Genomic DNA, 17512 nt, shown 5'->3' with positions numbered 1-17512 from the left:
CACCATTTCCCGGGACACTACCTGATCCATAGAGAATCACTATCCGATCGGTCTCGGACCATTGTTGGTGCCACCCGAGCGCCTGCCAGTCCAACTGTTCACAAAACTCCTGTCCCCGAACTCTTATGGGAGAGGTGGCATGGCGCGGGAGAACGAAGATGCGAAATCTCATCCGAACGATAGCGGCGATCGCGATCGCGGGCTGCGCCTTCATTAGCCCTCCGGCCCTCGCGCAAGACGAAGTGCGACGGGTGGACGTCCGATTCGCGGCCGGAACGTCCGGGGCAAGCTACAGCGACACGATCGCCGGGTATAACTCCATAGAGTATTTCCTGACCGCCAATGCCGGTCAGCGCATGCGCATCGAATTGAACACGTCTGTTGATTTCCACGCGGAAGTGACCCGGGTTTTCCATCGAGAAGTGACCCACCTTTAAGTTATGCGGAAGAGGTCACGTCTGGGTCAATGCATGCGTGGTGTCCTTCCTTTTGCGAGTGGCCGCGGCGGTGCTGGCCTTGAAGCGGAAGCTGTCGTTTCCGGTCTCCAGGATGTGGCAGCGGTGGGTGAGGCGGTCGAGCAGCGCGGTGGTCATCTTGGCGTCTCCGAAGACGCTCGCCCACTCGCTGAAGCTTAGGTTGGTGGTGATCACGACGCTGGTGCGCTCGTAAAGCTTGCTCAAGAGATGGAAGAGCAGCGCACCGCCTGACGCGCTGAATGGCAGGTAGCCCAGTTCGTCGAGGATCACGAGGTCGAGGCGAGTCAGGTTCTCCGCGGTCTGGCCCGCCTTGCCCTTGGCCTTCTCCTGCTCGAGCGTATTGACCAGCTCGATCGTCGAGAAGAAGCGCACCTTGCGGCGGTGATGCTCGATCGCCTGGATTCCGAGAGCTGTCTCGATATGGGTCTTGCCGGTGCCAGGCCCACCGATGAGCACGACGTTCTGCGCGCCATCAATGAACTCGCAGCGATGCAACTGGCGGACCGTCGCCTCGTTGACCTCCGCCGCCGCGAAGTCATAGCCAGCCAAGTCCTTGTAGGCCGGGAAGCGTGCAGCCTTCATGTGATAGGCGATGGATCGAACTTCCCGTTCGGCCACTTCCGCCTTCAGCAGCTGCGTCAGCATCGGCACGGCGGCTTCGAACGCCGGCGCGCCCTGTTCGATGAGATCGGTGACCGCTTGGGCCATGCCATACATCCTCATGCTGCGGAGCATGACGACGACGGCGCCGCTGGCGGGATCATGACGCATGGCGACCTCCAGTGCTGGAAGCGCGCAGGTTGTCATAATGTCAATCGGCGGGGCTCTTCGCGATCACCGGCAAGACTGGCGCCGGCAAGTCGACGATCCTCGATGCACTGTGCCTTGCGTTCTACGGCAGCTGCCCGCGGCTCTCGAGCCAGGGCGTGAACGACGACGTGCCCGACATCGCCGGCGAGTTCATCAAGTCGAGCGATCCGCGCGCCATCCTGCGCCGGGGCGCCGCTCAGGGCTTCGCCGAAGTCACGTTCCGTGCGCCCGACGGGCTGACCTACCGCGCCAGCTGGACCGCGCGGCGCGCCCGCGGCAAGGCCGAGGGGCGGCTGCAGAACGTCGAGCGGGCCCTGATCCGGGTCGATGACGACACGCTCATCGAAAGCCAGATCAACGCCGTGCGTGACCGCGTGACGGAGATCACCGGGCTCGCCTACGAGGAATTCCGCCGCACCGTCCTGCTGGCGCAGGGCGATTTCGACGCCTTCCTGCGCGCCAACACGCCCGAGCGCGCCGCACTCCTGGAGAAGGTTACCGGCACCGGGATCTACCGCGAAATCTCGCGGCGCATCTACGCGCGCCACGAGGAGGCCAAGCCGCATCAACGAGATGCGTTGATCATCAATTGTCGATGCTGAGAACGGTCTCTGCAAAGGATATGTGGATAACCTCGCCGCCGCGCTTCCGTGAGAAATCTTGGCGCATACCTCGTCACTGTCCAACAGAGGAGTGAAAATTTATGCCCAAGACGCCCACGAAGACCGACGCCGAAATCCGCACGGCGATCCTTGCATTCCGCGACCAGCATGGTGAGTGGCCCACTTACCACCAGGTCCGCGAGGTCCTTGGGGGGGCGGCCGGCAACGATCGGCTGGCCCGCATCTCGCGGTCGGTTAAGATCGATGTTGAGCGGCGGCCGGGGACCGCAACGGCACAGGAGCTGGAGGCCGCGATCGTGGCTGGGATCCATGCCGAGCTTAATGCCACCGAAGAGCCTCTGCTTGTCCTTGAGGATATCCGCCGCAGGGTGATTGAGGCGCTCGAGACGGCAGAGCGTCAGTGCTTGGAACGCGAGGTCGGACGGCGGCGCGTGATGCAGGAACAGTTGCGGTCCGTCGACGGTATTCTCGATAGCTTGAGCAAGGGTGTCGAGGCCGGCAAGGCGTGCGCGAGGGTAGCCGAGCACATCGTTCCGCCCGGGTGCCGCAGGCGCGCGGCCCGACGCCCTAGCCGAGTTCGGCGCCACCGAGCACCTCACTCCATTGCATTGTGTGGCCTCTTTGGCCCGCCCACTTCCCGCGAAATACTTTATGGAGTGCCCTCGCGCGTGCGGCCGGATCGCAAAATTAGCGAATGATCCGGCACTGGCCCATGCCATCGCTGGGCAGGCTCATCGGATTCTTTAAGGAGCTCGAAAATCTGAAGAATTCGCTTCTCGCATCTTCGTTCGGGAGCGCGGCAGCGGAGATCGCCTCGCTACGCAGAGCTCGCCTGCGAGGTCATCTTGTTCCGATAATCCGATGAGACGTGATCGGGATCTGTCGCTCTGGAGCGAGGCCCCTCGAGCGGACCCGTAAGACAGGAGAAAGCGAATGGGACATCGCCGCAACCGCGAAAGCGAAACGAGGCCGCGAAGGATTCACGCGACCGAAATGGAATGGCAAATCGTGCGCGAAAAGGCCGAGACGGCCGGGCTCTCGATCTCGGCGTATCTCGTCGACGCTGCTCTTGCACGCTCGGAATACACGTCGCACCGTATCGAGATCGATGCTATCCGCGTCTTGACGGCGTCTTACCAAGCCCTCTCGGAAATCTCGGACAGCATCGCAGGATGCGAGCCCGCACTCGACCACCTCCCTATCGGGGATGCCCTCGACCGTGTCGCCGAACGGCTCGACGACATCGCCGCCGCTGTCGCGGCTGGCGGTGTCGGACGGACTAGTGGTCGATGATTTTGACGTGGGCCAAATATCAGAGCGGACCGGCCTCTGGCGTGATCGGTTATTTCTTGGACACGCGCGTGCGGAAACAGATCAATGGTCGATCGGTGCTCACCGACCGGGATCCCGCACCCGAAATTCTGCTCGGCTTTCCATCTCTCATCGGTTCGTATATCGACGCTCTGCCTTTCCGGTCTCGCTACAGGTCGTGCGTCTTGAGCTTCAGCGCGGATGAGCTCGACGTCCGGGCATTCAATGCAGGCGTTGGTTCCGAACCTCGAGCCGTGAGTGGAGCTCTGCGACTGCTGGTCGAGATGGCCTATGCCGGCGTGCCGGGCGCCGCGCGACCGCCGGTTCTCGCATCGACGCACACGCATCTGGGACGGCTCGAGGTCAATGTGCTCCTGCCTCGTGCCGTCGGACTTCCCGGTGAGCGGCTACGGAGCATCAACCCGCATCCGCCCGGGCGCGCGAGCCGCGACGAGTGGGACGCCTACACGGATGTCGTCAACGCCACCTACGGCTGGGCGGACCCCCGTTGTCCGATGCGACGGCGACATGTCACGCCACCAGGGTGGATGGCCAAGGAGGCTGCCGAATTGATGCGTCAGGCCGAGCGCGGTGAGCGGGTCGGGGTTGATCAAAGCGATCCGCGCTACCGGGCATGGTCCCTCTGCCGCCAGGCGACCGCGGCGGGTCTCGCCACGCGCGACGAGATCGTCGCGCATGTCGACGCGGGCTTGGTCGCCTACTGCTGGGCGGTCACGAGCCAGTCGCGCGCCGACATCACATGCGGGCCGATCGACGGGCGGGGTCGTCGAGTTACTATCGGCGGCGCCGCGCTCGGTGACGGTGTGGAGGACGCAACCGATCCTTTCGATGCCATGGTAGCACGTCAGGAAGAGATCGCCGCGGCTCCAGCGAAGCTTGCCGAAGCGCATAGACGCCGGGCGGAGTTCAATCGCCGCCTGGGGAGCGAGCCTTGGCCAGTCGTTATCCGATCGGATCCCGCAGAGCTACTCGACGGCCCGACGCCGCTGATGGCGTCTGGCGGCGCGCGGCGTTTTCTGCTCGGACGCCTGATCAACCGGCTCGTGATCACCCTGTCCAACCTCGTTTCGGCCCGTGCGTTCACCGCACTTTCGACGGCTTCCCTAAAAAACTGCGCATTTACTCTGGAGACTACCTGCAATGACCTCACCCGACGCAAATCCCGTCAGCAGCCGCATGGAACGCCTGATCGAACTCCTCGAGACGCTCCTCGAGCGCCGGACGGACGGATCGCTGGCGGACCGGCTCGACGACATCATCGAGCAGCTCTCCCGCCTCGAGCGCGCGATGAGCAGCGCGTCCCGCTTGATGGGAGAGGCGGCACCGAGGTTGGCAGGGGCGGCGACACTGGACGACTTGGAGGCCGTGGAACGACGCATGACGGAAGCGCTCGCCCGGCACGCGGCGTCCCAGGCAGAGATGGCTTCGAGGATCGACCATATGATCGAGATGCTCGGCCTGCCGCCGGCTCGCGAGCCGAATGGCTCGCGGTAACGCGACAACTGGTTTTCGAGATTTTCGGTGGTTCGCGGTTCACGACATTCGGCGTTAATCGGAATGGGCAAGAGTGTATTCGCGTAGCCCATGACCACGAGGTCATCATCCTGTCTCTCAGGGGCGATGAGCCTGGCCCTGAATGGTGTGAGAACGTCCGGAAACAGCTTTCCGAAGCGGCGAACGCGCGTCGAATTTGCGATGCCGACCGGGAAGATGACAGCCACACGCCGGATTTCGATCTCTAAACCCGGCCCATGAATTTCGTCTGTCTCGGAAGAAATGTGGATAATCCCTTAAGCGGGAAACTTTTGCGCGTATCTGCTTGAATGCAAGACGGCAAAATTGGTTCTCGGTCTGATCGGGAACGAGGATCGACGCTTCAACCGCCTCAGGCGATGGCGCGTGATTTTCCGGCTTACACTTCACTCCCGGGCGACCGGGCCATCATCACCGCCCGCGTGGGTAGACGCGCCTGCGCGAACGAAGACGCTTGTTTTGACCGTATCGAGCCGCCCAAAGTGCAACGCTGACGATCGTGCCCGGAGCGCCTATCCGAAGCCGCGCCGCACCTGCACGACCGATCTTCAGGTTGCGCGGATCGAGCAGGCTTTGACGCGTGCGGCCATGCTCGTGGAGTCCGACGATGCGTATCTCGAAATCTTCGTAAGGCTGGAGACCGAACTTGAGGCTGCGAAAGAGAGGCAGTCGGCATCGGCGCGGGCGAAGGCTATGGTCAAAGGCATGAGTCAGAATGCGATTTTCTGAAGAGCTTTCGCTTTGAATTCGAGCCCGCCGCCGTCGCCATACTTTTGCCGATGCGAGGTGTGACCCATCAAGTCGCTCCGAATGCGGTCATCGATACCGGCCCGTAGCAAGCGGTCTTCGAAGCTGTGGCGTAAGGAATACATGACGTGCCTATCGCTCTCCATCAACCCATGCCCTCGAAGATATCGGTTGATTGTAGACGACAAGGTCGAATTATCATCTCGGTAGCGTGGAAAACCCTCAGGAAAATCTCGGAGGGCCTGCAAGCTTACGCCAACCAGAGGCAGCAACCGTTTCGAGTTCTTATTCTTAATTTGCCTGTCGATACGGGGTTGGACCATCAGGTGTGGCACGTCCGCATTCAGGCGGAATTGCCCTGGAAGTGCGCAGGCGGCTTCGCTCGGCCGGTAACCGGTATTGATCATTCCCAAGAGAATGGCGCGGGCTTCCGGATCAAGCTGGGAGAGAGCCCCGTCCTTTAGAATGCGATCGCGAATCCATGCATCCGAAAACGACGGCCGTTCCTCTTGTTCGGCCTCCCTGAAGGTAAGGCCACCGAGCGGAAGGACGAGGCCGAGCCGCTTCATACTATTGACCGTCTTCAGGACATCCCCGAGATGAATCAGGTCCTTGTTTGCGCTCTGGGGCTTGATCGCGTCCGCCTCAATGCGGTCCTGCAGGGCCGTCCTCATGTCCAGCATGTCATCGGCGGTGATTTCGTCGATAGGCTTGTCCCCTACGACCGTCACGAAGATCCTCACGGCTTTTTTGCGGGGGTTCGCCCAGCGGCGGATCTGATCGGCGCTCTTCCCGTATGTCTTGTCCTTGGCGAGCGACCAATAGGTCTCGAGAGCTTGCGTGACCGTCATCATGGAGTGCTTTGCCGTGCCGAGCACCGCGGCTGCCTCTACGGGATCAGGACGATGTCCCTTCGTGCCAATGGCCTCTATCCGGCTCAGAAGCGCCTCGAGCGGCAGGTCGACCACCTTGTCCATCGGCATGTAACGTAGCCCTTTCGCGGCAGCGATATCGCGCATCGCATCGACGTGACGTGAAGCCGTCGTGTCGTTTCCTGCCAGCTTGGCCTCCCACACCGCGATCTGCTCCTCCCAGACGCCCGGGGCCTTCTCGCGCGCTGCGCGCTCCGAGTCCGTATGAAGGCTGATCCAGATTTCGCTGCGTTCTTCTACGGGCGCGTAGCGTTTCGGCACGCGGCGCCGCAGATTCCACACTTTCCCGCGCTTCATGATGTTCATGATGCTTCCGTTCCTGCGCGACACGTGTAGCAGTTTGTGTAGCAAAATGCAGGCATTGGAGAGCGCTCTAGCCGGTTCGGAAGAGCGTTTCGAGCTTCAACTAGCTGTAATATAATAATATTTCGGTAAGTAGACGCGGTGTTCATGGCGGAGAGACAGGGATTCGAACCCTGGGACCCCGTGAAGGGTCAACGGTTTTCGAGACCGCCCCGTTCGACCGCTCCGGCACCTCTCCGCGGCCTGTGTCGGCGGGATGTAACGGAGCTGTAGAGGGCGTGCAACCGGGTTGCGGCTAAAAATCTTCGGGTTGCCCGAAGTCACTTTCGTTTGCCTGCTCGAGGGCCGCCGAGGGACATGCCGGTGCCGTCGAAGCTGCCGCGGCCGACCGCGCCGCGCCACAACCGCTTGAGGGCAGGGCGCGGGCGCCCTACCTGCGTCTTAACCAGTTACGGGATCCGATATCATGCCTTTCCGCCATGCCCTTGCCGCGCTCTGCACGGTCGCGGTCGCCACGCCGTCCCTTGCCGAACCGGTCGACGACCTGATGCAGGCCCTCTCCGTCGGCCGGGTGGTCGAGGTGATGCGAGAGGAGGGCCTCTCCTATGCCGACGAGCTTGCGGGGGACATGATGCCCTCCGGCGCCGACGAGGAGTGGCGCGAGACCGCCGAGCGCATCTACGACGCCGAGCGCATGGAGCAGGCCGTGCGCGCGGGTTTCGCCGAAAGCCTCGGAGAGACGGATCTGCAGCCGCTCGTCGATTTCTTCTCGAGCGATCTCGGCGCCCGCGTCATCGAGCTCGAGATCGAGGCGCGCGAGGCGATGGTGGATCCGGCCGTCGAAGAGGCCGCACGCGAGCGGTATCGCGACATAGCCGGGGACGGCGGACCGCGTCTCGAGCAGCTCGAGGCATTCGTCGCGGCGAACGATCTCATCGAGCAGAATGTCACCGGCGCGCTCAATGCCAGTCTTGCCTTCTACCGGGGCCTCGGTGCCGGCGGCGCCCTGGAAATCCCCGAGGACGAGATGTTGGCGGACGTGTGGTCGCAGGAGCCCGGGACCCGCGAGGACACGACGGAATGGCTCTATGCCTATCTGCTCATGGCCTATGAGCCGCTCTCTGAGGATGAGCTCGGCCGGTACGTCGATCTCAGCCAGAGCGAGGAGGGCGAGGCTCTCAACCGCGCGCTCTTTGCCGGGTTCAACGACATGTACAACGAGATCTCCTATGCCATGGGTCTTGCTGCGGCACGGCAGATGGCGCAGACCGACCTTTGAGTTCCGGATGCCCGCTTGACAGGCGGGGCCATGATGCGTAACGACGCGCATCCGTGGACCGGGGCGTGCGCCGCCCCGTGTTTCGCGTTTGCAAATTCAACAGACGCTCCCTCCAGGGGCGCGCCGTTCGAGGGCGGATCCGTCAGGATCCTGAACGCCCGGGGGAATGTCCCGGGGGCCGAAGGACGCGGCACATACGAAGGAAGACACGCATGTTTGCGGTTATGAAGACCGGTGGCAAGCAGTACACGGTCCGCTCGGGCGACACGCTCCGGATCGAGAAGCTGGCCGCCGATGCGGGCGAGACCGTCCAGTTCAACGAGATCCTGATGCTCGGCGGCGACGAGACCACCATCGGCGCGCCGTTCGTCGACGGGGCGGCCGTGCAGGCCGAGGTCGTCGACCAGATGAAGGGCGAGAAGGTCATCCACTTCGTCAAGCGCCGCCGGAAGCACAGCTCCAAGCGCACGAAGGGCCACCGCCAGCAGCTGACCACCGTGCGGGTGACCGAGATCCTGACCTCGGGTGGCGACAAGACCGGCGTGAAGGCCGCGATCGGCTCGGGTGCCGCAGGCGCCGCGGGGCTTGGCGTGTCGGTGCACACGACCAACCGCGAAGAGCAGGCGGACATGAAGGCGCGTGCCTCGGAAGATCAGGCGCAGACCAAGCCGACGACCGAGTCCGGCGTCGCGACCGGCGCGCGGGACGATCTCAAGCAGCTCTCCGGCGTGGGCCCCGCCCTCGAGAAGAAGCTCAACGAGGCCGGGATCAACACGTTCGCCCAGATCGCAGCCTGGACCGAGACGGATCTCGAGGCGCTCGACGAAACCATCCGCAACAAGGCGGAAAAAGAAGGCTGGGTGGCGCAGGCCGCCGACCTTCAGAAGTAAGAGAGAGGTAACGGACCATGGCACATAAGAAAGCAGGCGGTTCCTCCCGCAACGGACGCGACTCCGCCGGCCGTCGCCTGGGCGTGAAGCTCTACGGCGGCGAGCGCGCGATCCCCGGCAACATCATCGTCCGCCAGCGCGGCACGAAGTTCTGGCCGGGCAATGGCGTCGGCATGGGCAAGGACCACACCATCTTCGCCACGGGCGAAGGCTCGGTGACCTTCCACAAGGGCCTCAAGGGCCGCACCTACATCTCGGTGCTTCCAGTGGCGGAGGCGGCCGAGTAAGCCGACCTTCACGATTTTCATGCATCGGAGGGGATCGGCGGAAACCGCCGGTCCCCTCGCACGTTTGAGGAGGCGCGATGCACGCAGCCCGGCACATGTGCCGGAAGGCGGGCATACGCGGGACTATCGGGCAAATATGGTGACTTGGGAGGAGAGGGGCATGAGCCTCGACAACGCAGAGGATCTGTCGTCGCTTACCGGCGAGCTCGCGGAGTTGCGTCGGCTCCAGCCGACCGACATTCCCTGGATCCGCCGCTTCGCCGGTGATGCGCGGGTCGCCTGCATGACACGTTCGATCCCCCATCCGCTGCCGACCGGCGCCGTCGAAGAGTTCTACAAGACCGCGCATTCTCCCGACCGCACCGAGGAGGTCTGGGCGATCGACGCACGCCGGTCCGGTGGCGCGCCACTTGCCGGTGTCGTCTCGCTGAAGGCGATCGACCGCGGCCAGTCCGAGATCGGCTACTGGATCGCGCCCGATTACTGGGGGGCCGGCCTTGCTTCCGACGCCGTGCGCACGCTTGTCAGCCTCAACCCGCTCCGCAACTGCACGTTCTTTGGCTCGGTCTATCAGGACAATCCGGCCTCCGCGCGGGTACTGACGAACAACGGTTTCGAATATATCGGCGACGCCGAGGTGCGCTCGATCGCCCGGAATGCGGTCGTGCCGACCTGGACCTACCTCAAGCGCCTCGGCTGAAACGCCCCGGGCGGCGCCACGCGTACCCTTGAGCCCGGACACGATCCGCTCTATCGCCCGGAAAACACCGGCCACAGGAGCCGCGACATGAAATTCCTCGACCTGTGCAAGGTCTACATCCGCTCCGGCTCGGGCGGAGGCGGATCCGTCTCCTTCCGCCGTGAGAAATACATCGAGTACGGCGGCCCGGACGGCGGCGACGGCGGCTCGGGCGGCTCGGTCTATGCCGAGGCGGTCGACGGTCTCAACACGCTTATCGACTTCCGCTACCAGCAGCATTTCTTCGCCGAGAACGGCCGCCCCGGCATGGGGTCGCAGCGGACCGGCGCGGGGGGCGACGACATCGTCCTGCGCGTGCCCGTCGGGACCGAGATCCTCGACGAGGACGGCGAGACCGTGCTCTATGACCTCTCGGCGGTCGGCGACCGGATCTGTCTCGCGCAGGGCGGCAACGGCGGCTGGGGCAACGTCCGCTTCAAATCCTCCACCAACCAGGCGCCGCGCCGCGCCAATTCCGGCCAGCCGGGGGTGGAGCGCACGATCTGGCTGCGGCTGAAACTGATCGCGGATGTGGGCCTTCTCGGGCTGCCGAATGCCGGCAAGTCCACCTTCCTCGCTGCGACGTCGAACGCCCGGCCCAAGGTCGCGGACTACCCGTTCACGACGCTGCACCCCAATCTCGGGGTCGTCGGGGTCGATGACGTGGAATTCGTCGTCGCGGACATCCCCGGCCTCATAGAGGGAGCGCACGAGGGCCGCGGGCTCGGAGATCTCTTCCTCGGCCATGTCGAACGCTGCGCGGCGCTCCTGCACCTCGTCGATGGCACGTCCGGCACCCTGATCGAGGATTACAAGACGATCCTGACCGAGATCGAGGCCTATGGCGAAGGCCTGGCCGACAAGCCGCGCGTGACGGTGCTCAACAAGATCGACGCCCTCGATGACGAGGAACGCGACTTCCTGAAGGACGAGCTGGAGGCCGTGGCGGGCCCGGTCCACCTCATGTCCGGCGTCTCGAAGGAGGGGCTGACGGACGTGCTGCGCGAGCTGCGCGCGCTCATCGACGACCAGCGCCTGCGCCGCCGCAAGGAGGCCGAGGTCGCCGACGGCGAAAGCGAGGAGGGGACGTGGCAGCCCTGATCGACGCCGCGCGGCTCGTGGTCAAGATCGGCTCCGCGCTGCTGGTGGACCGGTCCAGCGGCGCTTTGCGCCGCGAGTGGCTCGCCTCGATGGCCGAGGATGTGGCGCGCCTCCGCGCCCGCGGCACCGACGTCGTTCTGGTCTCCTCCGGCTCCATCGCCCTCGGCCGCGGCGTGCTCGGTCTGCCCTCCGCGGACCTCGCGCTCGAGCAGAGCCAGGCCGCCGCCGCCGTTGGCCAGATCCGTCTCGCCCGCGCCTGGGAGGAACATCTCGCCCCCCACGGCATCACCACCGCGCAGGTGCTCGTGACACTCGAGGACAGTGCCGACCGTCGCCGCTACCTCAATTCGCGCGCGACGCTCGAGACGCTGCTGTCGCTCGGCGTCGTGCCCATCGTGAACGAGAACGACACCGTCGCGACCGACGAGATCCGCTACGGCGACAACGACCGGCTCGCGGCGCAGGTCGCCGTGACCGTTGGCGCGGACCGGCTGGTGCTCCTCTCGGATGTCGACGGATTCTATTCCGCCAACCCGAACGAGGATCTGCACGCGCATCGCTACGACGTCATCGACGACATCACCCCCGAGATCGAGGCGATGGCCGGGGATGCCGGATCGGGGCTCTCGAAGGGCGGGATGAAGACCAAGCTGATGGCCGCCAAGACCGCGACCGCCGCCGGCTGCGCCCTCGCGATCACTGAAGGATCGGTCCTGAAGCCCCTGACCGCACTCGAGAACGGTGCGCCCGCCACTTGGTTCACCGCCAAGCTCGATCCGCAGGTCGCACGCAAGCGCTGGATCTCGGCGATGAAGCCGCGCGGGACGCTGCACATCGATGCGGGCGCGGCAGAGGCGCTCGGACAGGGCCGCTCCCTGCTGCCCGCGGGCCTCGCCCGCGTCGAGGGTGAGTTCGGCCGCGGCGATCCGGTGGCGATCCGCGCGCCGGACGGGCGGGTGCTCGCGCACGGTCTCGCGCGCTATACCTCCGCAGAGGCGCGGCGCATCGCTGGGCGGCGCTCCGCCGAGATTGAAGAGGCACTGGGCTATGCCGGCCGCGCCGTGCTAGTACACCGGGACGATATGGCGCTCTGATGTCTCGCGCCATCCGCGGAAAGGTCGAAAGATGAAAGACTTGCACGACATTCCTCAGCTGATGGACGAGCTCGGCCGCCGCGCGCGGGACGCCGCCGCGGAGCTCGCCTATGCCGCACCGGAGGCCAAGGCCCGTGCGTTGACCGTCGCTGCCGACACCCTTTGGGACCGTCGCGCCGAGGTGGTGGAGGCGAATGCCAAGGACCTCGAGTTCGGCCGCGAGAAGGGTCTGTCGGACGCCATGACCGACCGCCTCCGTCTGGACGAGGAACGCATCGCAAGCATCTGCGAAAGCCTCAGAACCATCGCGGCACAGGACGATCCGGTCGGCGCGACCATCGCCGAATGGGACCGGCCCACGGGTCTGCATATCCGCCGCGTCCGCACGCCGCTCGGCGTCGTCGGTGTGATCTACGAGAGCCGCCCGAACGTGACCGCCGATGCCGGCGCGCTCTGCCTCAAGTCCGGCAATGCCGTCATCCTGCGCGGCGGCTCCGAGAGCTTCCACTCCTCCGCGGCGATCCACGACTGCCTCGTCCAAGGGCTGCGCGAGGCGGGGCTCCCCGAGGCCGCAATCCAGCTCGTGCCGACGCGCGACCGGGCGGCGGTGTCGCACATGCTCGGCATGACGGACACGATCGACGTGATCGTGCCGCGCGGCGGCAAGGGGCTCGTCGGGCTCGTGCAGCGCGAGGCGCGGGTGCCGGTCTTCGCCCATCTCGAGGGGATCGTGCACATCTATCTCGACGCCGCCGCCGATCCGGTGAAGGCGCTCGACGTGGTGCTGAACGCAAAGACCCGCCGCACCGGGATCTGCGGCGCCGCCGAATGCCTGCTGATTCACCGGGACGCGTGGGACACGATCGGGCAGGGCGTGGTCCGCGCCCTGATTGACTCCGGCGTGGAGGTGCGGGGCGATGCGACCATCGCCGCGATCGAGGGCACCATCGGCGCGGGGGCGGACGATTGGGGCCGCGAGTATCTCGACATGATCATCGCGGCCAAGGTCGTGGACGACATCGATGGGGCGATCTCGCACATCCGCAGCTACGGGTCGGGCCATACCGACTGCATCGTGACCGAGGACGACGCGGCGGCGTCGCGGTTCTTCGAGCGGCTCGACAGCGCGATCCTGATGCGGAATGCCTCGACCCAGTTCGCCGATGGCGGCGAGTTCGGCATGGGCGCCGAGATCGGCATCGCCACCGGCAAGATGCATGCGCGCGGGCCCGTCGGGGCCGAGCAGCTCACGAGCTTCAAGTACATCGTCGAGGGCGACGGTACCGTCCGCCGCTAGACGGTCAGCGTAAGCGCGTCTTCGGTGTCGGCTACGCTCACGCGGCGTCCCATCGATGCGGCGCTGTCGGCAAGGAGGCGGAACTGCACGAGCGAGGGCGTGATCTCGGGCGCATGGCCGTCCTCGCCGGTCAGAATGCCCCAGAGAGGGCCGTCGACCCGCCGCCGAGGACGAGATCTGCCAGCCGTCCTGCCGCCAGACCGCGCGCACGGAGCCGCCGCGCACCAGCGCGGTCTCGAAGCAGAGCACCGCGAGGCATCCGATCTGCGCCGAGGGCCGGCTCATGTCGCCTTCGGCATCGATCGTGACAGCCATCCTCGCGCCGAGAAACGCCTCCGCCAGAACGCCGCAAAGCTCGTTCGCCGAGATCCGCAGATCGGCTGCAGCCGCACCGAACGCGATGCGATAGAGCTTCACCCGCCCCGCCGCCGCGCGCGCCGAGCTCTCGATCAGCTCGAGCTCTTCCTTCGGCGCCGCCGTGCCGGGCAGCATCGAGATGAGCTCGACCCCGTTCGAGATCGCTCCGATCGGACTGATCAGGTCGTGGCAGATGCGCGAGCCTATCAACTGCGCGAGATCGGCGCTACGCTCCTCCATCGGGCGCCCCCGCAATCCCGGGCCGCGGCATCCCTGTCGGAGGAAAAATGGACGATCTCAACGCGATGCTCGAGCCGGGGATGCTGGTGCAGCACCCCGACAAGCCCGAATGGGGCACGGGCCAGGTGCAGTCCAAGATCGGCGAGAGGATCACCGTGAATTTCCGCGAGGAGGGCAAGATCGTCATCGATGGCGCGCGCGTCACTCTCGTTCCCGTCTTCGAGTAGACGCTAGTGGGCCATGGTTACACAAGTGTTAACGGGCGTCATTCCGAACCGAATTTGCATTCCCCCGCCGCGTTTTCTAAGACGCTCACCGGCGCCGGGGGCGCGCCGGTGATGTATCGAGGTTCCATGACGACGATGGGTGCGCCGTCCTTCACCATCCGCCTGGCAGAGACGGAGGCCGACCTGCGAGCAGCGCAGAAACTGCGCTACGACGTCTTCGTGGACGAGCTCGGCGGCGCCGGCGAGGGCGTCGATCATGCTGCGCGCGTGGAGTGCGACCGGTTCGACGCCGCCTGCGATCATCTCATGCTCATCGACGAGACGAGGGGGGACGCGGTCGTCGGGGTCTACCGCCTGATGCGCGACGATCAGGCCGAAGCCTTCGGGCAGTTCTATTGCGACGACGAATACGACCTGTCGGTCCTGCGCGCCTCGGGACGGCGGCTGCTCGAACTTGGCCGCTCCTGCCTTCACGCCGATTATCGCGGCGGGGCGGGGATGATGCATCTCTGGCAGGGCCTTGCAGACTACGTCGCGCGCCACCGGATCGACGTGCTCTTCGGCGTGGCGAGCTTTCACGGAACCGATCCGGACGCTTTGGCGCATCCGCTGTCGAACCTGCATCACCGCCATCTCGCGCCACCGGAATTGCGTGTGCGCAGCCGGGACTTCCAGCGCATGGACCTCTTGCCCGAGGACGCGCTCGACCGGCGCCGCGCGGTTCTAGAGACCCCGGCGCTCATCAAGGCCTACCTGCGTCTCGGCGGCGTGGTGGGCGAGGGCGCCTTCGTCGATCACGCCTTCAACACCGTGGACGTCTGCCTGGTCATGGACACCGCTCGCCTCACCCCGCGCGGCCGCGACATTTACGCCAGGGACCGGGCATGAGCACCTGGACCGGGCGGGCCGTACCGTCGGAAACCGGGCCCGACGCGCTCGGCTGGCTCCGCGGCCTCGCGCGCGGCCTGCCGATGGGCGTCATCGTCTTCGGCGGCCTTCTGGTCCTGATGCTGGCGCGGCTGGTCGAACGGCCGCTCTTCGGGCTCCATCGCCCGGTGACGCCGTGGATCACCGTCGGGGTCTGCCGGGCCGCGCTCTGGGTCCTCGGTCTCACCGTGGTGCGCCGCGGCGCGCCGATGTCCTGCACCGGGGCGATGGTCGCCAACCACACCTCCTGGCTCGACATCTTCGTGCTCAATTCGCGCACGCCGCTCTACTTCGTGTCGAAATCCGAGGTCGCAGGCTGGCCCGGGATCGGCTGGCTCGCCCGCGCGACCGGCACGCTCTTCATCCGGCGCGATCCGGCCGAGGCCTCCGCGCAGACGCGCATCTTCGAGGATCGCCTCCGGGCGGGGCACCGTCTGCTCTTCTTCCCCGAAGGCACCTCGACCGACGGCTGCCGCGTCCTGCCGTTCAAGACGACGCTCTTCCAGGCGTTCTTCGCCGAGGGGCTGCGTCACCGGGCGCAGATCCAGCCGGTGACGCTGATCTACCATGCGCCGCGCGGCGCGGACCGGGACTTCTACGGATGGTGGGGCGAGATGGGGTTCGGCGCGAACCTCTTGCGCATGCTGGCCCAGCCCCGTCACGGCCATGTCGAGGCGATCTTCGGCTCACCGGTCGCCGTCGACGATTTTCCGAACCGAAAGTCGCTCGCGCGTCACCTCGAGACCGAGGTGCGCGACGCGCATTTGCCCTCCGAACGCTGAGGCTCAGCGCATCGCGGCGACGAGTTGGCCGAGGCGCGCGGCCGGATCCTCGTCCGACCAGATCTCCTCTCCGAACGCGAAGAAGTCGGTGACGGGGGCAAGCTCGCGTATCGTCTCTTCGGTGAGGCCGCCCTCGGCCACCACCGGAAGCTCGATCATCTGCGACCACCACGCGAAAAGCTCGGGCTCGACCGCGCTGCCGTCGCCAAGCGCGCCGGCGGTCACCGGACCGAACGAGACGTAATCGGCGCCTGCCTCGCCGGCGCCCATGCCGTCATGCCGCGAGGTGCCGCAGAACGCGCCGACGATGGCGTCCTCTCCGAGGCTCTTGCGGGCCGAGCGCACCGAGCGCTGCCCGTCCGTCAGATGCACGCCGTCGAGGCCGAGCCTGTCGGCGAGCACGATATGGGTGTCGATCACCAGCGCGATGTCCCGCTCGTGCGCGACGTCGCGGATCGCGTCGGCCGCGCGCAGGATCGTGTCCTCGTCACGCGTGGCGAGGGCGAGGCGCAGGCAGGCAACGGGATGGGTATCGAGCGCCCGCGCGAGCGTCGCGGGAAAGCTTCCGAGGTCGAAGGCGGGCGGGGTGACGAGGTAGAGTTGCGGCTCTTCGGTCTGGGCCATGGTCGCGTCCTTGGATCGGTGTCGCGGGGTGATAGCGGAGGGCTCGGCGAATGGAAAGCGGGGGCTGGTTGCGGGCCCATGGGCGAGGGGATAGGAGAGCGCCGAACCAAGCGGGAAACATCATGGCAGACTTGTCGGGACAGCCGGCCTTCGTGCTCGTGCGGCCGCAGATGGGCGAGAACATCGGTGCGGCGGCCCGGGGCATGTACAATTTCGGGCTCGAGCGGATGCGCCTCGTCGCCCCGCGCGACGGCTGGCCGAACCCCTCGGCCTCCGCCATGGCAAGCGGCGCGGGGCGGCTTCTCGACGAGGCGCAGCTGCACGAGACGACGGCGGACGCGATCGCCGATTGCCATTACGTGCTCGCGACCACGGCGCGGCCGCGTGGCCTGACGACGCCCGTGCTCTCGCCCGAGGCCGCGATGCGCGAGGCCGCCAACCGGATCGCGCGCGGCGAGAAGGTCGCCTGCCTCTTCGGCCCCGAGCGCGCAGGACTCGAGAACGAGGACATCTCGCGCGCCAACGCCATCATCTCGGTGCCGGTGAATCCCGATTTCGCCTCGCTCAACCTCGCGCAATGCGTGCTGCTGACGGCCTACGAATGGCGTCGCGCCACCGCCGAGATCGAGCACGAGACCGTGCAGATGGCGGGCGCGGACTGGGCGAACCAGGCGGAGGTCGAAGCCCTCGCGCGACATTACGAGGAGAGGATGGAAGAGGCCGGCTTCTTCTTCCCCGAGCACAAGGCCGAGAGCATGAAGCGCAACCTGCGCAATCTCTGGAGCCGGATGCCGCTCACGCGGTCAGACGCGCAGACCCTGCACGGGGTCCTGCGTCAAATGGTGCGGTGGGCCGGACGCGGCCGCTGACTTGCAGCGCCCCGGGGTGGCGCATAGGGTCGCGCGCGACCAA

The 17512-nt window shown here is 65.9% G+C and carries 19 protein-coding genes, 1 tRNA gene and 2 pseudogenes; 17 read left to right on the top strand and 5 right to left on the bottom strand.

The features are described from left to right. Positions 1-158: 158 nt before the first annotated feature. Positions 159-437 (top strand): hypothetical protein, encoded by a 279-nt coding sequence (locus OCH239_RS18335; RefSeq protein WP_051489603.1) that lies wholly within the window; start codon positions 159-161, stop codon positions 435-437. Positions 438-452: 15 nt separating this feature from the next. On the opposite strand, the gene istB is transcribed toward OCH239_RS18335, so the two are convergent. After that, a complete protein-coding gene (istB, locus tag OCH239_RS18330) occupies positions 453-1247 on the bottom strand; it encodes an IS21-like element helper ATPase IstB (protein WP_037265989.1) in 795 nt (264 codons plus the stop codon). A gap of 56 nt (positions 1248-1303) precedes the next feature. Here istB and OCH239_RS18325 point away from each other — a divergent pair. The 5 genes and pseudogenes from OCH239_RS18325 to OCH239_RS18305 form a co-directional block, all read left to right on the top strand. After that, positions 1304-1888, top strand: a pseudogene (locus OCH239_RS18325) (AAA family ATPase); the annotation flags it as partial. Between the two features lie 101 nt (positions 1889-1989). Next, on the top strand, positions 1990-2607 hold the full coding sequence (locus OCH239_RS18320; protein ID WP_037265986.1) for a hypothetical protein: 618 nt from the start codon (positions 1990-1992) through the stop codon (positions 2605-2607). A 235-nt stretch (positions 2608-2842) separates the two neighbouring features. Continuing rightward, positions 2843-3202, top strand: a complete 360-nt coding sequence (locus OCH239_RS18315) for a plasmid mobilization protein (RefSeq protein WP_037265984.1) — start codon at positions 2843-2845, stop codon at positions 3200-3202. Further along, the gene (locus tag OCH239_RS22895; RefSeq protein WP_157577952.1) at positions 3199-4983 is read left to right on the top strand and encodes a hypothetical protein; all 1785 of its coding nucleotides are present in this window, start codon (positions 3199-3201) and stop codon (positions 4981-4983) included. Before OCH239_RS18315 ends, OCH239_RS22895 begins: the two co-directional genes overlap by 4 nt. Before the next feature lie 250 nt (positions 4984-5233). Continuing rightward, positions 5234-5503: a hypothetical protein gene (locus OCH239_RS18305; protein ID WP_037265980.1), complete on the top strand. Its 270-nt coding sequence runs from the start codon at positions 5234-5236 to the stop codon at positions 5501-5503. Here OCH239_RS18305 and OCH239_RS18300 read toward each other — a convergent pair. Together OCH239_RS18300 and OCH239_RS18295 are read right to left on the bottom strand one after the other, a co-directional pair. Continuing rightward, a complete protein-coding gene (locus OCH239_RS18300) occupies positions 5485-6759 on the bottom strand; it encodes a DUF6538 domain-containing protein (protein ID WP_037265977.1) in 1275 nt (424 codons plus the stop codon). The genes OCH239_RS18305 and OCH239_RS18300 overlap by 19 nt on opposite strands. A gap of 145 nt (positions 6760-6904) precedes the next feature. After that, positions 6905-6994: transfer RNA gene (locus OCH239_RS18295), tRNA-Ser, on the bottom strand. A gap of 228 nt (positions 6995-7222) precedes the next feature. Here OCH239_RS18295 and OCH239_RS18290 point away from each other — a divergent pair. The 7 genes from OCH239_RS18290 to OCH239_RS18260 all read left to right on the top strand — a co-directional run bounded on the left by OCH239_RS18290 (position 7223) and on the right by OCH239_RS18260 (position 13443). Continuing rightward, the gene (locus OCH239_RS18290) at positions 7223-8035 is read left to right on the top strand and encodes a DUF2059 domain-containing protein (protein WP_037265974.1); all 813 of its coding nucleotides are present in this window, start codon (positions 7223-7225) and stop codon (positions 8033-8035) included. Between the two features lie 212 nt (positions 8036-8247). Beyond that, entirely contained in the window at positions 8248-8925 is a 678-nt protein-coding gene (locus OCH239_RS18285) for a 50S ribosomal protein L21 (protein ID WP_037265971.1), read from the top strand. 17 nt (positions 8926-8942) lie between these two features. Next, positions 8943-9212 (top strand): 50S ribosomal protein L27, encoded by a 270-nt coding sequence (gene rpmA, locus OCH239_RS18280; protein WP_037265968.1) that lies wholly within the window; start codon positions 8943-8945, stop codon positions 9210-9212. A 160-nt stretch (positions 9213-9372) separates the two neighbouring features. Continuing rightward, positions 9373-9912, top strand: coding sequence for a GNAT family N-acetyltransferase (locus OCH239_RS18275; RefSeq protein ID WP_037265965.1), 540 nt, complete (start codon positions 9373-9375; stop codon positions 9910-9912). A gap of 87 nt (positions 9913-9999) precedes the next feature. Continuing rightward, positions 10000-11052, top strand: a complete 1053-nt coding sequence (gene obgE, locus OCH239_RS18270; protein ID WP_037265962.1) for a GTPase ObgE — start codon at positions 10000-10002, stop codon at positions 11050-11052. After that, positions 11040-12146, top strand: a complete 1107-nt coding sequence (gene proB / locus OCH239_RS18265) for a glutamate 5-kinase (RefSeq protein ID WP_037265957.1) — start codon at positions 11040-11042, stop codon at positions 12144-12146. The genes obgE and proB overlap by 13 nt, the downstream gene beginning before the upstream one ends. Before the next feature lie 31 nt (positions 12147-12177). Continuing rightward, on the top strand, positions 12178-13443 hold the full coding sequence (locus OCH239_RS18260; protein ID WP_037265955.1) for a glutamate-5-semialdehyde dehydrogenase: 1266 nt from the start codon (positions 12178-12180) through the stop codon (positions 13441-13443). On the opposite strand, the pseudogene OCH239_RS23940 reads toward OCH239_RS18260, so the two are convergent. Next, positions 13440-13935, bottom strand: a pseudogene (locus OCH239_RS23940) (histidine phosphotransferase family protein). The gene OCH239_RS18260 and the pseudogene OCH239_RS23940 sit on opposite strands and share 4 nt — an antisense overlap. A gap of 152 nt (positions 13936-14087) precedes the next feature. Between OCH239_RS23940 and OCH239_RS18255 the strand changes: the two are divergent. The 3 genes from OCH239_RS18255 (at position 14088) to olsA (ending at position 15976) form a co-directional block, all read left to right on the top strand. Further along, positions 14088-14267 (top strand): DUF3553 domain-containing protein, encoded by a 180-nt coding sequence (locus tag OCH239_RS18255; protein ID WP_037265952.1) that lies wholly within the window; start codon positions 14088-14090, stop codon positions 14265-14267. Positions 14268-14393: 126 nt separating this feature from the next. Beyond that, the gene (olsB, locus tag OCH239_RS18250) at positions 14394-15155 is read left to right on the top strand and encodes an L-ornithine N(alpha)-acyltransferase (protein WP_051489602.1); all 762 of its coding nucleotides are present in this window, start codon (positions 14394-14396) and stop codon (positions 15153-15155) included. Continuing rightward, positions 15152-15976: a lyso-ornithine lipid O-acyltransferase gene (olsA, locus tag OCH239_RS18245; protein WP_037265949.1), complete on the top strand. Its 825-nt coding sequence runs from the start codon at positions 15152-15154 to the stop codon at positions 15974-15976. The genes olsB and olsA overlap by 4 nt, the downstream gene beginning before the upstream one ends. A gap of 3 nt (positions 15977-15979) precedes the next feature. Here the strand turns inward: olsA and OCH239_RS18240 are convergent, their stop codons facing one another. Then, a complete protein-coding gene (locus OCH239_RS18240) occupies positions 15980-16600 on the bottom strand; it encodes a thiamine phosphate synthase (RefSeq protein WP_037265947.1) in 621 nt (206 codons plus the stop codon). Between the two features lie 122 nt (positions 16601-16722). On the opposite strand from OCH239_RS18240, the gene OCH239_RS18235 reads away from it, so the two are divergent. After that, on the top strand, positions 16723-17469 hold the full coding sequence (locus tag OCH239_RS18235) for an RNA methyltransferase (RefSeq protein WP_037265944.1): 747 nt from the start codon (positions 16723-16725) through the stop codon (positions 17467-17469). Positions 17470-17512 lie beyond the last annotated feature (43 nt).

Origin of the sequence: Roseivivax halodurans JCM 10272 (genome assembly GCF_000521785.1) — a bacterium.
GTDB lineage: Bacteria > Pseudomonadota > Alphaproteobacteria > Rhodobacterales > Rhodobacteraceae > Roseivivax > Roseivivax halodurans.
The sequence above is the reverse complement of the archived record's forward strand: the minus strand, read 5'-3'. Positions and strand labels throughout refer to the sequence as shown.

What these genes read in the sequence shown, in the direction of transcription:
- OCH239_RS18235 (WP_037265944.1), top strand. Translation starts at nt 16,723, where the DNA reads ATGGCAGACTTGTCGGGACAGCCGGCCTTCGTGCTCGTGCGGCCGCAG.
- olsB (WP_051489602.1), top strand. Translation starts at nt 14,394, where the DNA reads ATGACGACGATGGGTGCGCCGTCCTTCACCATCCGCCTGGCAGAGACG.
- OCH239_RS18260 (WP_037265955.1), top strand. Translation starts at nt 12,178, where the DNA reads ATGAAAGACTTGCACGACATTCCTCAGCTGATGGACGAGCTCGGCCGC.
- OCH239_RS18285 (WP_037265971.1), top strand. Translation starts at nt 8,248, where the DNA reads ATGTTTGCGGTTATGAAGACCGGTGGCAAGCAGTACACGGTCCGCTCG.
- OCH239_RS22895 (WP_157577952.1), top strand. Translation starts at nt 3,199, where the DNA reads ATGATTTTGACGTGGGCCAAATATCAGAGCGGACCGGCCTCTGGCGTG.
- OCH239_RS18275 (WP_037265965.1), top strand. Translation starts at nt 9,373, where the DNA reads ATGAGCCTCGACAACGCAGAGGATCTGTCGTCGCTTACCGGCGAGCTC.
- istB (WP_037265989.1), bottom strand. Translation starts at nt 1,247, where the DNA reads ATGCGTCATGATCCCGCCAGCGGCGCCGTCGTCGTCATGCTCCGCAGC.
- OCH239_RS18290 (WP_037265974.1), top strand. Translation starts at nt 7,223, where the DNA reads ATGCCTTTCCGCCATGCCCTTGCCGCGCTCTGCACGGTCGCGGTCGCC.
- olsA (WP_037265949.1), top strand. Translation starts at nt 15,152, where the DNA reads ATGAGCACCTGGACCGGGCGGGCCGTACCGTCGGAAACCGGGCCCGAC.
- OCH239_RS18320 (WP_037265986.1), top strand. Translation starts at nt 1,990, where the DNA reads ATGCCCAAGACGCCCACGAAGACCGACGCCGAAATCCGCACGGCGATC.
- obgE (WP_037265962.1), top strand. Translation starts at nt 10,000, where the DNA reads ATGAAATTCCTCGACCTGTGCAAGGTCTACATCCGCTCCGGCTCGGGC.
- rpmA (WP_037265968.1), top strand. Translation starts at nt 8,943, where the DNA reads ATGGCACATAAGAAAGCAGGCGGTTCCTCCCGCAACGGACGCGACTCC.
- OCH239_RS18240 (WP_037265947.1), bottom strand. Translation starts at nt 16,600, where the DNA reads ATGGCCCAGACCGAAGAGCCGCAACTCTACCTCGTCACCCCGCCCGCC.
- OCH239_RS18300 (WP_037265977.1), bottom strand. Translation starts at nt 6,759, where the DNA reads ATGAACATCATGAAGCGCGGGAAAGTGTGGAATCTGCGGCGCCGCGTG.
- OCH239_RS18335 (WP_051489603.1), top strand. Translation starts at nt 159, where the DNA reads ATGCGAAATCTCATCCGAACGATAGCGGCGATCGCGATCGCGGGCTGC.
- OCH239_RS18315 (WP_037265984.1), top strand. Translation starts at nt 2,843, where the DNA reads ATGGGACATCGCCGCAACCGCGAAAGCGAAACGAGGCCGCGAAGGATT.
- OCH239_RS18255 (WP_037265952.1), top strand. Translation starts at nt 14,088, where the DNA reads ATGGACGATCTCAACGCGATGCTCGAGCCGGGGATGCTGGTGCAGCAC.